Origin of the sequence: Bacillus sp. B1-b2 (assembly GCF_009183415.1) — a bacterium.
Taxonomy (GTDB): domain Bacteria; phylum Bacillota; class Bacilli; order Bacillales; family Cytobacillaceae; genus Niallia.
Genome location: NZ_WEHU01000011.1, coordinates 83,334 through 99,586, shown reverse-complemented (window position 1 = coordinate 99,586; position 16,253 = coordinate 83,334). Strand labels below are relative to the sequence as shown.

The 16,253-nt window shown below is 35.6% G+C and carries 13 protein-coding genes; all 13 read right to left on the bottom strand.

The annotated features are described in order from the left end of the window. Nucleotides 1-350: 350 nt before the first annotated feature. Entirely contained in the window at nt 351-2,027 is a 1,677-nt protein-coding gene (locus F9279_RS12745) for a ribonuclease J (protein ID WP_152113670.1), read from the bottom strand. 435 nt (nt 2,028-2,462) lie between these two features. Then, complete coding sequence (gene dapA / locus F9279_RS12740; protein WP_152113566.1) at nt 2,463-3,326, bottom strand: 4-hydroxy-tetrahydrodipicolinate synthase; 864 nt, start codon at nt 3,324-3,326, stop codon at nt 2,463-2,465. Nucleotides 3,327-3,370: 44 nt separating this feature from the next. Further along, on the bottom strand, nt 3,371-4,588 hold the full coding sequence (gene dapG / locus F9279_RS12735; RefSeq protein ID WP_152113564.1) for an aspartate kinase: 1,218 nt from the start codon (nt 4,586-4,588) through the stop codon (nt 3,371-3,373). Nucleotides 4,589-4,848: 260 nt separating this feature from the next. Then, nucleotides 4,849-5,895 carry an aspartate-semialdehyde dehydrogenase gene (asd, locus tag F9279_RS12730; protein ID WP_152113562.1) on the bottom strand — a complete coding sequence of 349 codons (1,047 nt, stop codon included), beginning with the start codon at nt 5,893-5,895 and terminating at the stop codon, nt 4,849-4,851. 440 nt (nt 5,896-6,335) lie between these two features. Then, nucleotides 6,336-6,929 carry a dipicolinate synthase subunit B gene (locus F9279_RS12725; protein ID WP_152113560.1) on the bottom strand — a complete coding sequence of 198 codons (594 nt, stop codon included), beginning with the start codon at nt 6,927-6,929 and terminating at the stop codon, nt 6,336-6,338. Nucleotides 6,930-6,943: 14 nt separating this feature from the next. Continuing rightward, complete coding sequence (gene dpaA, locus F9279_RS12720; RefSeq protein WP_152113558.1) at nt 6,944-7,828, bottom strand: dipicolinic acid synthetase subunit A; 885 nt, start codon at nt 7,826-7,828, stop codon at nt 6,944-6,946. A 661-nt stretch (nt 7,829-8,489) separates the two neighbouring features. Beyond that, nucleotides 8,490-9,728, bottom strand: a complete 1,239-nt coding sequence (locus tag F9279_RS12715; protein WP_152113556.1) for a M16 family metallopeptidase — start codon at nt 9,726-9,728, stop codon at nt 8,490-8,492. A 181-nt stretch (nt 9,729-9,909) separates the two neighbouring features. Beyond that, nucleotides 9,910-10,866, bottom strand: coding sequence for a polysaccharide deacetylase family protein (locus F9279_RS12710; RefSeq protein ID WP_152113554.1), 957 nt, complete (start codon nt 10,864-10,866; stop codon nt 9,910-9,912). 166 nt (nt 10,867-11,032) lie between these two features. Next, nucleotides 11,033-13,153: a polyribonucleotide nucleotidyltransferase gene (gene pnp / locus F9279_RS12705; RefSeq protein WP_152113552.1), complete on the bottom strand. Its 2,121-nt coding sequence runs from the start codon at nt 13,151-13,153 to the stop codon at nt 11,033-11,035. Nucleotides 13,154-13,377: 224 nt separating this feature from the next. Continuing rightward, nucleotides 13,378-13,647 (bottom strand): 30S ribosomal protein S15, encoded by a 270-nt coding sequence (rpsO, locus tag F9279_RS12700; protein WP_127734500.1) that lies wholly within the window; start codon nt 13,645-13,647, stop codon nt 13,378-13,380. 195 nt (nt 13,648-13,842) lie between these two features. After that, nucleotides 13,843-14,805, bottom strand: coding sequence for a bifunctional riboflavin kinase/FAD synthetase (locus tag F9279_RS12695; protein ID WP_152113550.1), 963 nt, complete (start codon nt 14,803-14,805; stop codon nt 13,843-13,845). A gap of 55 nt (nt 14,806-14,860) precedes the next feature. Further along, nucleotides 14,861-15,781, bottom strand: a complete 921-nt coding sequence (gene truB / locus F9279_RS12690) for a tRNA pseudouridine(55) synthase TruB (RefSeq protein ID WP_152113548.1) — start codon at nt 15,779-15,781, stop codon at nt 14,861-14,863. 110 nt (nt 15,782-15,891) lie between these two features. Further along, nucleotides 15,892-16,248 (bottom strand): 30S ribosome-binding factor RbfA, encoded by a 357-nt coding sequence (gene rbfA / locus F9279_RS12685; RefSeq protein WP_152113546.1) that lies wholly within the window; start codon nt 16,246-16,248, stop codon nt 15,892-15,894. Nucleotides 16,249-16,253 lie beyond the last annotated feature (5 nt).

Below are 16,253 nucleotides of genomic sequence, written 5' to 3'. Positions count from 1 at the left end.
TTTCATGTGTTTTAAATAATCGGAATTTTTCCGGCTATTGGAGCCATTTTTCATGGAAATAACGAAATAAGGGTATTTTCTCCGACTATTTATCTGAATGGAGGCTTCCTTAATTCTCCGACCAATAAGATCACTCCGTCTTGAACCCAAAAGGAGTAACAAAAACAAATGTAAGATGATGAAGTATATCAATCCGTTTATGGATAAAGAAGCCGTGAAAAAATAAAATGGAGGTACCTTTAGGTTAGGCAGTAGAAGTAGTACAATTGTTGAACCTTGTAGTAGCTCTTTTGGACTTAGTCAGTTTTAACTGCAGAGAAACCACCCGTTCTCACGGGTGGCAGCTGTTGTTATTTATTTCTATATGGCTTGATTTCCATAATGATTGGTAAGATCATTGGTCTTCTTTTTGTTTTTTCGTATAGGAATTGGTTTAGGGTATCTCTAATATCTTGTTTAATGCCTGTCCAATCAAAGCTATCTTTACTAATGCTTTTTTCCACGATATCTTTTACTTTTTCAGCAGCATCTTCTAATAATTGTTCTGACTCGCGAACATAAACAAAACCTCTTGTAATAATTTCAGGTCCAGCAGAGATTTTTCTTTCTGCTTTATTTAAAGTAACTACTACTGTTAAGATCCCATCTTGAGATAATAATTTACGGTCTCTTAATACAATATTACCTACATCTCCGATTCCTGCACCATCAATTAATACATTTCCAGCAGGAATTTTCCCACCTACTTGAAGTTTATCTTCGTTATACTCAAGCACTTCGCCTTGCTCTGGCAAATAGATATTCTGAGGCTTTATGCCACATTCCTTAGCAAGCTTCTCATGTGCTTTTAATACACGATATTCACCGTGAATAGGGATAAAGAATTTCGGCTTCATCATATTAATCATGAATTTTAATTCTTCTTGGTTTCCATGATTAGAGCTATTAAATGTTTTATATCCTGCCATTAGAGTAGCCCCTGCACGATATAATTTATCAATTGTTTTCCCAACAAATACTTCACTACCAAGGAATGAGGAAGCAGCAAATAGAATAGTGTCGCCTTCCATAATGCTTACTTGCTTATGATTTTTCTTCACCATTTTTTGTAGTGCTTCAATTGGCTCGCCCTTAGTTCCAGTAGTAATAATAACCATTTGATTTAAAGGATATTCCTGCAACTCATTGTAAGTTAGAAGTGTTTCTTCCCCTACATGGAGGTAATTATATTTTGTAGCAATTTGTAACACACGTTGCAGATTTTTGCCTAATACCGCTACTTTGCGGTTTGTTTTTTCTGCTGCATCAATAATATGCTGAATTCTATTTAGATCTGTTGCAAAACAAGCAGCGATAATACGTCCATTTGTTTGAAGAAATGCTTCTGTTAATTGTTGAGTAACCGCGAAATCCGTTGTAGCGTATCCTGGCTTATCTGCATTTGTACTATCAGATAATAAACACAATACTCCTCTTTCACCAATTCTTGCCATTGCAGCATAGTCTGGCTTGTACAAGTCGCTTGCCGTCTGGTCAAACTTGAAATCACCTGTATGTACAATTGAACCTTCAGATGTATGTACGACAACTCCAATACTATCTGGAATACTGTGATTAGTCTTAAAGAATGAAACTTTAGAAGAGGTAAAGGTTAACACCGATCTCGCCGTTATCACTTCAAATTTAGCTTGTCCTTTAAAATCTTGTTCCTTCATCTTTTCCTTCGCTAATTCCGCAGTTAGGCGAGTCGTATAGACTGGAACATCTAACTCTCTTAAGATATACGATAATCCTCCAATATGATCCTCATGACCATGTGTTAGGAATATCCCTTTTACTCTTTCCCTGTTTTGTTTTAAATAACTAATGTCTGGAACGACAATATCGATTCCAAGCATTTCATTTTGTGGGTACATTAAGCCAGCGTCAATCACAAATATGTCTTCGTCCACTTCGACTACAAACATATTTTTTCCGTTCTCCCCTACTCCTCCGAGGGCGACCAGCTTTATCTTTTCGTTTTTCATCACTTTTTGTTTCCTCCTTGTTGAGTTAGGCCGACCATTGATCAGTTATGCTTATTATACTTGATGTTTAAAAATGTTTACAACCAATTTTATGAAATCTCCTCTTTTATCGTGTATTTATTTTTATAAACTAGGTAGATTTAATCATTTTACACTATTAAGATATTATTAATTCCTGGTTATCTATCCTTTGCTTATTAAGTTAAGTTTTGCATATTTTACGATCAAGAGGCAGATAAAATTTGTTTTATTACCCTGCTATTTTTTAATTTCCTCTTCCAGGCTACTTCCAAACAAGAAAATCTATGTAGTAAACAAAAAAGCCAGGAGGATAGAAAGTTTAATTTAATACGAAGTGAATTCGTCTCAAACTAAACTTCCATCCTACTGACCAATTGATCGATTGTATTTATTACAGTTAATAAATAAGGAAAATTATAATAGGTTCGCTAGGTTCTTACGCTCTTGTTCAGAAAGAGGTACTAAAGGTAATCGAACAGAGCCAACATCAAATCCTTTTAACTGTAAAGCAGTTTTGACTGGAACTGGATTAGGTGCAACAAATAGTTCGCACATTAGAGGTAATAGTTTTTGATGTAATTTAGAGGCAGTTTGAATGTCTCCTTTTAAAAACGTGGTTACCATTTCTTGCATTTCGTTACCTATAATATGAGAAGCTACTGAAATAATGCCTGTTCCTCCTACAGATAACAACGGTAATGTTAAACTATCATCCCCGCTATATACATAAAAGTCATCTGGAGTTGACGAAACGATTTTAGATACATTATTTAAATTTCCGCTTGCTTCTTTCACTGCTACAATATTTTCAATCTCAGACAATCGAATAATCGTTTCTGGTTCTATATTCACAACAGAACGACCTGGAATATTATAGATCATAACGGGTAGTTTTGTAGACTCAGCAATTGCTTTAAAATGTTGATATAGACCTTCCTGATTTGGCTTGTTATAGTATGGACCTACAATCATAACAGCATCCACACCAGCCGTTTCCGCTTGTTTCGTTAATTCTATGGAGTCATAAGTGTTATAACTGCCTGTTCCAGCAATAATGGGAACTCTTTTCTCCACTACTTTTACCACATGTTGAAACAAAGCAATCTTCTCTTGTTTGGATAATGTGGGTGATTCGCCAGTCGTCCCTGCGACAACTAGTGATTCTGTTCCATTTTCAAGTAAGTGATTAATTAATTGTGTTGTCTTCGGAAAATCTATATGTCCCTTTGCATCAAATGGTGTAATCATGGCCGTTGAAACTCTACCAAATAAACCCATTGTTCCACTCCTATTCTCACTTCGATCTCATTGTTTCTAATTCTTTATATATCTTTCTCTAGCTCAAACGCATCATGCAACACATTTACTGCACTAATCAAATCTTCTTGCTTCACTAATACCCAGATTGTCGTATGGCTATCAGCTGATTGTAAAATGCGAATTCCCTTATTAGAAAGTGCTGTAACAATTTTAAACGTCACACCAGGTACACCTGCCATACCTGCACCAACCACGGAAACTTTTGCACATTCTCTCTCTATAGTCGGCTCATAACCAATATTTTCTAATATGGAAACCGCTTTGTTTGTCATTTCATTTGTTACAGTATAGACAACACTGTTAGGAGATATATTGATAAAATCAACGCTAATTTCCTCATTCGCCATTGCCTTAAAAACATGTGCTTGTAGGTCGTATTGATCTTTTTTCGCATGTACTTTTATTTGTGTTACGTTTGCAACATGTGCAATACCAGTCACAGGTCTTTCTTTAATATCACTACCCTTACTTTCAGGGCTAGAAGTAACTAGTGTTCCTGTTCCTTTTGAATAAGTCGAGCGAATTCTAATAGGAACTTTTGCTTGCATAGCAATTTCTACTGCACGAGGATGGATTACTTTAGCACCTTGATATGCCATATTACATACTTCTGCATACGTAACCACTGATAATGGTCTAGCATTTTCTGCAATTCGTGGATCAGCTGTCATAATTCCTTCCACATCTGTAAAAATATCTATATAATCAGCACTTAAAGCAGAGCCTAGAGCTGCAGCTGATGTATCACTGCCTCCTCTGCCTAATGTTGTTATATCCCCATTTGGTGCAGCACCTTGGAAGCCAGCTACAACTATCACGTCATGATTTTTAAGTTCTTCTAGAATTCGGCTACAATCCATTTCCATTATTCTTGCATTTGTATAATCAGAATTCGTCAAAAATCCTGCTTGAGCACCTGTTAAAGCTGTAGCAGAAATTTGATCTTTTAGCAACATTTCTGTGAAAACTACACTAGAAATAATTTCGCCACAAGACAGTAGTAAATCATTTTCTCTCTTACTTAAGTTTGTTTCTGTCCCACCAATTAAAGATAATAAGGTGTCAGTCGCGTAAGGTTCCCCTTTACGTCCCATCGCAGACACTACCACTACTACTTTGTAGCCTTCATGAAGAGCATCCTTGATATGGTCTTTTGCCTGATTACGACTACTTTCATCTCTTACAGATGTACCACCAAATTTTTGTACCATTATTTTCAAATTAAACACCTCTGTACACTTTCTAAGTGTTAGTTAAGGTTAATTGTTACTAGAGAGTGAAGAGATGTTGTGTTGAGGTAACTAGTTCAACACATGAGAAAACACCTCTTACACTCTAATCTAGTTAACATCCTTCATTATTTATTGTTAAAAGCACCTATCAATGTAGGCTACTTTTTTATTCTTGATGCATGTATCTCCTGTATGTAGAGGCTAAAACAGTCTACTACAGGAAGGGCATTTTTCCTGTATGGAAGAAATTATACTATGCCTAATTTGATTAAGCTTTCTGCAATTTGTACAGAATTCCATGCAGCACCTTTTAATAGGTTGTCAGATACAACCCACATATGAAAACCATTAGGTGCATCTAAATCTTTACGAATTCTTCCTACAAATACATCATTTGAACCGACACAATCAGCTGGCATCGGATAAATTTGATTGCTAGGATCATCCTGTAGCACAATACCAGGTGCAGATGAAAGTAACTGTTTTACTTCCTCTACTGTTACGTTATCTTGATCTAATTCAAAATACACAGACTCGGAATGTCCTGTCGCAACAGGTATTCTTACACAAGTTGCAGCAACATTTAAGTCCTGATCATGCATAATTTTTTTCGTTTCATTAATCATTTTCATTTCTTCATAAGTAAAACCATTATCTGTAAACACATCAATTTGCGGAACTGCATTAAAAGCAATTTGATAATGCTTTTTATCGCTTTTTACAGGAAGAATTTTCGGTTCAAATGCTTCCTCATTTAAGATAGCTTTTGTTTGACTGTGTAGCTCATCTACAGCAGCTGCACCAGAACCTGAAACAGCTTGATAAGTAGAAACTAACACTTTAGATAGTCCATACTTTTCTTTAAGTGGTTGCAAAGCAACAACCATTTGAATAGTAGAACAGTTTGGATTTGCAATAATCCCTTTATGTGTATGAAGATCTTCTTCATTTACTTCTGGAACTACTAATGGTACTTCTTGGTCCATACGAAATGCACTTGTATTATCTACTACAATTGCTCCATGCTTCACTGCATGTGGTGCAAGATCCTTTGAAACGCCTCCACCTGCACTAAATAATGCAATATCAATGCCTTTAAAGCTATCTGGAGTAGCTTCTTGTACTTCTACTTCTACCTCTTTATAAAGAACTTTTGTCCCTGCAGAACGTTTGGAAGACAAAAGAGTTAACTTAGATATAGGAAAATCTCTACTTTCTAATGTTTTAATCATTTGCTGTCCAACGGCCCCTGTTGCACCTACTACTGCTACGTTAAATCCTTTTAATTGCTCCATTTAAAGGCTCCCCTTCCAAAGGCGAATTCTATATACATAATAAGACGATAAACATCGCCCTAAATAATATTATCTATTTTAACACAATAAAGCTGTAAGAAAAGAACCTTTTTCACAGATTCTTTAAAAAACAAGGAATTGTGAAAGCGGCTTGCTTATCACCTTACGAATGGAAAGATTAACAACTGAGCTACTGGGTCACAGTGAACCTTAGGGAGGAGAAAGAATCAGATCCTAGAAAACTATTCTAGAATTTCGCTAGATGATAAACTACTTAAAACATACTTATGAGAGGTTGAAGACTAGATAATATCTTACCATTTCAAAGAAAGGGAGAAAATCAACTCTCCGTATATATTGGAAGATTTCTCAACATTCTTCAACCCCAAAAATTAAGCTACAAAAAAGTGATAGATGGCATTTTCACGCATACACTTCTATTAATCTAAATACTTTTCTACTATAACTGGTTGAATTTGTTTCTTTTGTAGCGCAGCTTCAATTGTTTCAGGAAGCATAGACATTCTTGCCACCATGGAATTAGGTTTCTTTACAGGATCATCTTGGCCAAATGGTATAAAGTAAATATTCTTGGTTGCCATTAGTTTCATCAAATTTACTCCATTTAAACCTAGAGCATCATTTGTAGAAATTCCTAAGACGACAGGATTTTCATTTCTTAATGTAGCTTTTGCCGCCATTAGTACTGCGTTATCTGTCATGGCATTTGCAAATTTACTCATGCTATTACCTGTTAAAGGAGCAATAACCATGCAATCAAGTGGTATTTTCGGTCCAAGTGGCTCTGCTGCTACTATGCTATCAATAATTTCGTTTCCAGTCACTTCTTCTACCTTACTAACCCAATCTTTCCCTTTACCGAATCGAGTATCTGTGTTCTTTACATTTCCAGTTACAACTGGTACTACATCTGCACCGAGTGCCACTAGCTTTTCTACTTGTGGGACTACTTCTGCATACGTACAATGTGAACCTGAAATTCCAAATCCAATTCTTTTCCCTTTTAAGCTCATATTATGTTCTCCTTTCATGGTTGCAGTTGCTCATAAAGTAATTGAGATAATACCTCTGCGAGAATATTTCCTGCTGTTTTTGGAGCTACTATCCCTGGTAAGCTAGGTGCAAGCAATGCTTTAATCCCTCGTTTTTCTGCATATGAAAAATCCGTGCCTCCTGGCTTTGATGCAAGGTCGATGATTAATGTGTGTAATGGCATTTTATCGATGACTGTTGGAGTGACAATTAAATGAGGAATCGTATTTATACAAATATCCATTTCCTCTACGGCTAGAGGTAAATCTTCTAAATGTACTGGTGTTAGCCCCATTTCTATAATTCGAGCAATATGTTCACTTTGATTTGTCGCAACTTTTACCTTTGCACCTAATCCATGAAATGCTCTTGCAACGCTCATTCCCACTCTTCCAAGCCCAAGAACAATCACATTTGATCCATGAATCGTTGTATCTGTGTTTTGGATAGCCATCATAATGGTACCTTCTACTGTTGGAATAGAATTTAAAATAGCTACATCATCTCGGTTGAATAACTGGACTAGAGATCTGTTGGAATCTTTTATAATAGAATTTAAAAAATCATTTGTTATACCAGAATAAACAGTGCAGTGTTCTGGTGTTTTTTCTAGTAATTCTTTTGATAGAAATATCTTTTCATTTGAAAAAATGGTTTCTACATGTCCTTTTAAGTCCGTTCCTTTAACTGGTAGGATAATTGCATCCATATTGACAAAATCTACATTATCGATTTTTTCCTTCGTTGCACCGGTGAAGGCATGGTCCAGTTGTTCAAAACCGACTAAGGAAAGCAATGCATGTTGCTCTGTTAATTTTCTAACGATTTCAAGCTGCCTTGCATCGCCACCGATAACTGCGATTTTCATCCCTTTCAGCATGAATATTTCACCTTCTTTTTTTAGAAATCCATTTACAATTAACTACTTCAACATCTTATGTCATAATCTAATATTAGGTGAGTTGTTTGTATGAATTCGAGGAAATTCATAAGAAAAAATACGGAAGTGGTATTTTGTTCTGTGCGGAGCTTGAATCTTGAAATAAGAGGACACTGAAAAAGTGATTATATGTGTAGGCAAAAAACTAACCCATTTCTAGTTAGTTTGGAGAGATATCAGATTGATTCTGACTGGAGCGCCAGCTGGCAAAGGGCAAATCGCATTTTGTAAATGAGCTCCGTAGAAAGCCTCGGAAAAGTTTGACTTACTGTATTAATCTGTAGGAAAAGATCTCCATCAGATAAATAGTCGGAGAAATCCCCTTATTCCGTTTTTACCTTGAAAATTAGCTCGAATAGACGGAGAAATTATGTCTATTACCTTAAAACACATGAAAAACATGGACTTTTCCTTCCTTGACCGGAAAATCTACCCTTATTTACCTTCATATACGAGCCTATTTTGCAGTTAACCGGAAATTTCCGCTTATTTTGCTGATTTCTTACCATCTTAAACCATGAGTAGGGTTTACTCTAATAAAAAAAATCGATAGAAGGTCCCCCTTCTATCAATTCTTTTGCATCTTCATATGTACATAAAATTATTGTACAGCTTTAGGCAATTCTCCACTTGGGCTAATAAGAGATATTGAGAATGTATCTGTAAAGATTTTATGTGCCATATGGTCAACATCTTCTTTTGTAACAGAATCAATATCTGCAATAATTTCATCTAATGAACGGTGCTTTCCTAATAGTAATTCATTCTTACCGTTTCTACTCATTCTACTGTTCGTGCTCTCTAAGCTAAGCATTAAGCTTCCTTTTAATTGTTCCTTACTATTGAAGAGTTCCTTATCTGTGATTCCCTCTCCTTTTAAGGTAGCTAGAGTAGTTTGAATGGTGTCGTATAATTCATCTAATTGCTTAGCACCTGTTCCAGCATAGATCGTTACCATTCCACTATCTTGAAAAGCAGAGTGATAAGAAAACACAGAATAAGCTAAGCCTTTTTGCTCACGTACATCTTGGAAAAGTCGGCTACTCATACTTCCACCAAGAATATTATTTAAAGAAATAAGTGAGTACATTTCATCATGACCAATTTGTAATCCATCATATCCTAAACAAAGATGTGCTTGTTCTGTTTCTTTTGTTCTTGAAAGCTTGTTTGCATGAAAAGATGGTTTCACTATTTCCAGTTCACTTTTTCCTGCTTCAAAAGAACCAAAGTATTTTTCTACCTCTTTTATAAATGCTTCTGTAATATTACCAGCAATAGAAATAACGGTATTCTCAGGTGTATAATGATCAAACATATATCCTCTTAATGTATCACCATTAAAGGATGATAATGTTTCTTCTGTACCTAAGATCGGATACCCAAGTGGATGCTGTTCATAAACTGCCTTACTCAATAAATCATGAACAATATCATCTGGTGTATCATCATACATTTTGATTTCTTCTAATACAACATTTTTTTCTTTTTTTAGTTCTTCTTCATCAAATAAAGAGTTAAAATACATATCTGCAAGCACTTCTAATGCCATATCTGCATGAGTGTCTAAAACCTTTGCATAGTAGCAAGTATATTCCTTAGAAGTAAACGCATTAACTTGCCCTCCAATGCTATCAAAAGACTCTGCTATTTCTCTTGCATTTCTCGATTTTGTTCCTTTAAAAAACATGTGTTCCAAAAAGTGAGATACTCCATTATTATATTCATCTTCCTTACGTGAACCAGTACCAATCCAAACACCTAGTGCAACAGAACGTACTGTTGGAATATTCTCTAACACAATCCTAACACCATTTTGGCAAGTATATCTTTTTATCAATTAATTTCCTCCTGTTCTAGATACCTAGTTGAAAACTCCTATTGCCTGCTAGTATAGCTTATTCCTTCTATTTTTTCCAAAAACTTGTTTGATTATCAATGGAATTCCGATAAAATAGATTATATTCTAACTTATTTCATGCTATTATTCGAATGAAATAGGATAAATCGATTAAAAAAAGCTATTCTGATGTCAGATAGCTTACTCTTTCTTCACTAAGCATATCCGAAACAGTGTCTATTTTTAATCCTTTACTTTCTATTTGCGTAATTAGTTGATCTAGACTTTTCGTAGTAGATTCCGTTGGATGCATGAGTATTAAGGCACCATTATGAACCTTACTAATAACTCTATTAATAAGCACTTCAGGTGTAGGCTTTTGCCAGTCTATTGTATCTACTGACCAAATAACCGTACCAAGGTTGAGTGTATCTGCAACACTAACTACCTCATTAGAAAAATATCCACTTGGTGGTGCTAACCAGGTTACTTGTTTTCCTGTTGTTGCTTCTATCACATCATTCGTTTTTACGATTTCTTCATGAATTTTGCTGCTAGTAATTTTACTCATATCTGGATGAGTATAGGAATGATTACCAACTTCATGTCCAGCCTCTACGATCATTTTTGCTAATTCAGGATTCTTCTGTACCCATCTGCCTTCTAGAAAAAAACTTGCTTTTACTTGATGTTTTTCTAAAGTAGAAATAATGGAAGGAATATATTCATTTCCCCAAGCCACGTTTATGATAAAGCTTACCATCTTTTTATCAGGATTTCCCTTGTAGATTGGAGATGCTGGTAAGTCTTCTAAAGAAACTTTTGGTTCTATTTGTTTAAGAACTAGCTTCTTCTCATCAAACTGCCCACTCTTCTTCATTTTCTTGTAGGATTCTTCAATATCTACTTCCACACCATTTAAGCCTGGAATAGCTTTCCACACAGGGTCAATTTTTGCATCAATAGGCTCTACTTTATATTCTTTTGCTTTTTGTTTAATCGTATTATAGATCTCATTGTTTGCACTAGCTACGATGGAGTCTGATTGTAATGAACTTACATATGTATTAGATAATGGATTATTCACCAACACCCATGATAGAGCTAAAAAAACTACTAATGGTAATATCTTTTTCATCGTACACACCCCTTTACCTCCACTTTATGATGGTTGAGGACAAGGTAGAACAAAAGGGTACTGTTATGTATAGAAAAAAGATGAGCCTACTAGTAAGAGAAAATAAGGATTTACTTTCATCGGCCTCTTCACTATTAAGTCATCTTTTCCATCATGCATTATTTACTTATTGCTTTGCATCTTCTGCTTGCTCTTTTTGTTCTTTAAGAACTGCTTTACGAGAAAGATTTACTCTTCCTTGCTTGTCGATTTCGGTAACTTTAACTAGAATCTCATCGCCGATTGCAACAACATCTTCTACTTTACCGACTCTTTCTTCTGCAAGCTCAGAAATATGAACAAGTCCATCTTTTCCACTAAAGATTTCTACAAAACAACCGAATTTTTCAATACGTTTCACTTTTCCTAGGTACATTTGACCTACTACTACTTCACGTACGATATCTTCAATAATTTGCTTCGCTTTTTTATTCATCGTTTCATCTATAGAAGAGATAAATACTGTACCATCTTGCTCGATATCAATTTTCACGCCAGTTTCTTCAATAATTTTATTGATTTGTTTTCCGCTTGGTCCAATAACATCACGGATTTTATCTGGGTTGATAGACATCATTAAGATTTTTGGTGCATAAGAAGATAATTCTTCTCTTGGTGTATTAATTGTTTTCATCATAGAATCTAAAATCTGCATTCTACCGATTTTAGCTTGTTGTAAAGCCTCTTCTAGAATTTCACGGGATAATCCATCGATTTTGATATCCATTTGAAGTGCAGTTACCCCTTTAGCTGTTCCTGCTACTTTAAAGTCCATATCACCTAGATGATCTTCCATCCCTTGAATATCTGTTAAGATACTGTAGAAATCTCCAGTTTTAATAAGACCCATTGCAATCCCAGCAACTGGTGCTTTAATAGGAACTCCTGCATCCATCATTGCTAGCGTACTTGCACAAATACTTGCTTGTGAAGTAGAACCATTTGATTCTAATACTTCAGATACTAGACGAATGGTGTATGGGAAATCCTTTTCAGAAGGAATGATAGGCTCAAGTGCTCTCTCCCCTAATGCACCATGTCCAATTTCGCGACGTCCTGGTCCACGCATTGGCCCTGTTTCACCAACACTGAAGTTAGGGAAGTTATAGTGATGCATAAATCTTTTTTCTTCCTCTACGCCCAGTCCATCAAGGATTTGAACATCTCCTAATGCTCCAAGTGTACAAATACTTAATGCCTGTGTTTGTCCACGAGTGAATAGACCTGAACCATGAGTTCTTGCTAGTAAATTAACTTCTGAAGATAATGGACGAATTTCTTCTAATCCACGGCCATCTGGACGAACTTTATCCTCTGTGATTAAACGACGAACTTCGTTTTTCACTAATTTATCAAGGATCGATTTAACCTGTTTTAGTTCATCTTCGTCTGTTTCTTCTGCTTCATATTTAGCAATAACAGAATTTTTGACTTCTTTAATAGCTGCTTCACGAGCATGCTTTTCTTGTACTCGAATAGCATCTAACATTTCAGTCTCGCAAAGTGCACGCACATCTGCTTCAATGTCAGCGTTCAATTCGTAAAGTACTACATCGACTTTTTCTTTACCAATTTCAGATACAATCTTTTCTTGGAAAGCTATTAAACGCTTGATTTCATCATGACCAAACATAATTGCTTCTAACATAATTTCTTCTGGAACTTCATTTGCTCCTGCTTCTACCATGTTAATAGCATCTTTAGTACCTGCAACTGCTAAAGAAATATCACTTTTTTCTGCTTGTTCTACAGTTGGGTTAATAACAAATTCTCCGTCAATTCTCCCAACATATACTCCAGCGATTGGACCACCGAATGGAATATCTGATACAGATAGTGCTAATGACGAACCAAACATTGCAGCCATTTCAGTCGAGCAATCTTGATCAACGCTCATTACTAAACTAACTACTTGTACCTCATTACGGAATCCATCTGCAAATAACGGACGAATAGGTCTATCAATTAAACGGCTTGCAAGAATCGCTCGTTCACTTGGTCTACCTTCTCTTTTAATAAATCCGCCTGGGATTTTACCTACTGCGTATAGACGCTCCTCATAGTTAACTGTTAACGGGAAGAAATCTAAGTTTTTAGGTTCTTTTGAAGCTGTTGCTGTACTTAGCACAGCAGTATCTTCATAGCGTACTAATACAGCGCCATTTGCTTGTTTTGCTAATTGTCCAATTTCAACTGTAAGCTTACGACCAGCCCAGTCAATGGAATAGACATGCTTATCTTGTCCCATTCATAAACTCCTCTCATTCACTCACTTTATCTAGGTTCATTTAGAAATAAATTTCAACCTATGTAGTAATTATTTATCAAAATCTGCTTATTATTTCTATTCTATTAGTATACACAATTTATGTAAGTTAAAAACGGTAATCATTTATGTAATCTATAGAAGAAAACAGTAAAATTTGTATTTCTTTACAATAAAAAAGCGGGAAAAATATCCCGCTTTTTTAACTATCTACGTAAGCCAAGTTTTGTAATTAAAACACGGTAACGTTGAACGTCTTTATTACGTAGGTAAGTTAATAGGTTACGACGTCTACCTACCATTTTCAAAAGACCACGACGTGAGTGATGATCCTTCTTGTGTGTACGTAAATGATCATTTAAGTTGTTGATTGACTCAGTAAGGACAGCGATTTGAACTTCTGGAGATCCAGTATCGTTCTCATGCGTTTTGTACTCATTGATAAGTTCGTTTTTACGTTCTTGAGTGATTGCCATCCTGTTTCACCTCCTAATTCTATTACACTAATCCCCTATTACCGAGCAAGTCGTTGGTGAATCGATATGCCAAGCAATGGTTGTTTTTAGTACGTTAATAAGAATAACCTTTTTCCCTAAAAAAATCAAGTCAAAAACTCTTTTAAAAAGAAATAGTTTAGCTGATGCCTACCAGTATATCCTATATACTATTTTTTATGCCTTATTCTCTTTATTTTTTCGAAAATATTCTAAGGCTGTTTGCTTATCTTTTGCGATTTGTTCTATTAATTCATTTATTCCATTAAACTTTTGTTCACTTCTAATCCTTTGATGCCATTCTACTTTAACCTTCTCACCATATATTTCAGTATGAAAGTCAAATATATGAACTTCAATGGATACTTTTTTATCATCAGGGTGGAAGGTAGGTTTTGTTCCAACATTACATACACCATCATGCCATGTATCATTCACTAGAAGTCGAACTGCATATACTCCTATTGGTGGCAGCATAACATCAGCTGCCTTCTCTACATTGGCCGTCGGGAAACCAATGGTTCTTCCTCTTTTATCGCCATGAATCACTGTACCATCTATTGTATAAAATCTGCCTAACAATAAAGGTACCTTCTCCATTTCCCCTTTTGATATAAGGGATCGAATGAAAGTAGAACTCACCTTTTCTCCTTCGTATGTTTCTTTATCAATAATAGTTGTGTCAAACTTTCCACGAGAATGAACGGAAAGAGTTTGAGCGGTTCCTACTGCTCTTTCTCCATATGTATAATCAAAGCCAGCAACCACGTGTTTCGCATTTAGCCCAATTAAATAACGATCTACAAATTCCTGCGGTGGCAAAGAAGCAAATTCTAATGTAAAATCTGCAATTATTACATAGTCGATTCCGAGATTCTCCATGATTTCCAGCTTAGAATCAAAGGATGTTAAATAATCCACTTTTTTTGACTTCCCGCCAAAGATAACAGAAGGATGTGGATCAAATGTCATCACTGCACTGCTCCAACCATGTTGGTCTGCTATCCTTTTCGCTTCCCCAATCACTTTCTGATGTCCAAGGTGTACGCCATCAAATGAGCCTAGGCCAATTGCCAGTGGTGGAAAAGAATCTATTTCTTTTGCGTTTAATTCTAAATGATTCATTCTTACAACTTTCACTTCTCGCCTCACCTTTTCTAGCTTTAATTACTGTTATTCTGTCATACTAAATAGCTTATGACTCGATAATTTTTAAAATTTTCGATGGCTTTATTATATTTTTTTTCGTAGGATGATGCATATATATGGCTAATGCTTCTCCACTTTCATCTTCTATTACTATCGGATTATTTACTTGTCGTAAGTGTTCAGGTGTTTCTAAAACAGACCCGTTTCTTACCTTCATTGCTAATGTATCATTTATTATAAATTTGGGCAAATCTAATAGCGCTTTCTCAATGGGAAAAAGATAGGAATCAATAGTACCGTTATTTACATGCATTTCTATCTCTTCAAACGTTAAACAATCTTTCTCCGTGAAACTTGCAGATCTTGTTCTTGATAAATCTGACATATGGGCAGGATAACCTAGTTTTTCTCCTATCATGACAGCAAGTGTACGTATATAAGTCCCCTTGCCACAATTTACACGAAAACGAAATGAAATGGTATCTCCTTTTAATTCATCCCACTCTTCTGTAAGTTCAATGGAATAGATGTTTACTTGTCTAGAAGGTCTTTCTATTTCTATTCCTTTTCTCGCATATTCATACAATCTTGTTCCATTGACTTTTACTGCTGAAAACATGGGAGGAGTTTGGGTGATAGTACCTGTTAAACTAGCAAGAACCTCTTGTATCTTTTCTCTAGTATACGATTCTTCTACCTTTTTCACTTCAACTACTTCTCCAGATGCATCTTCTGTTGTAGTAGAAAATCCAATAGTAACCTCTGCATCATATTCCTTCCCAGCATCTGTTATATATTCAGCGACTTTAGTAGCTCTTCCTAGACAAATCGGTAACACTCCTGTTACATCAGGATCTAATGTTCCTGTGTGACCAATTCTTTTCATATGTAATATTTTTCGCAAACGGAAAATACAATCATGCGATGTAAGTCCCTTTGGTTTCCATAATGGTAATATACCTTCCATTCTATTCCTATCCTTTCTATCCTATAAAAAATGGCTCCTATTTTATCCTTTCTATCTAAGAAGGGAACACCTTTTTAGGGAAAGAACATTAGTAGGAGCCATCGTAAATATTAATCTTCTGAATGATTTTCTTTTGAGATTTGATTCAGAAGTGTATCAATTCTATTTCCATAATCAATGGATTCATCAAACTCAAAAGTAATCTCTGGAGTTTTACGTAAACGAATTCTTTGTCCGATCTCAGAACGGATAAATCCTTTCGCTTTCGCTAGTCCTTGAAGTGTATTTTCTCTTTGTTCTTGGTCACCCAAGACAGAAATATACACAGTTGCTTGTTGAAGGTCACCTGTAACATTTACATCTGTTACTGTAACGAAACCGATGCGAGGATCTTTAATTTTACGACTAATAATCTCGCCAAGTTCCTTCTTCATTTGTTCACCAACACGATTTGGTCTTAGACTCATCGCGC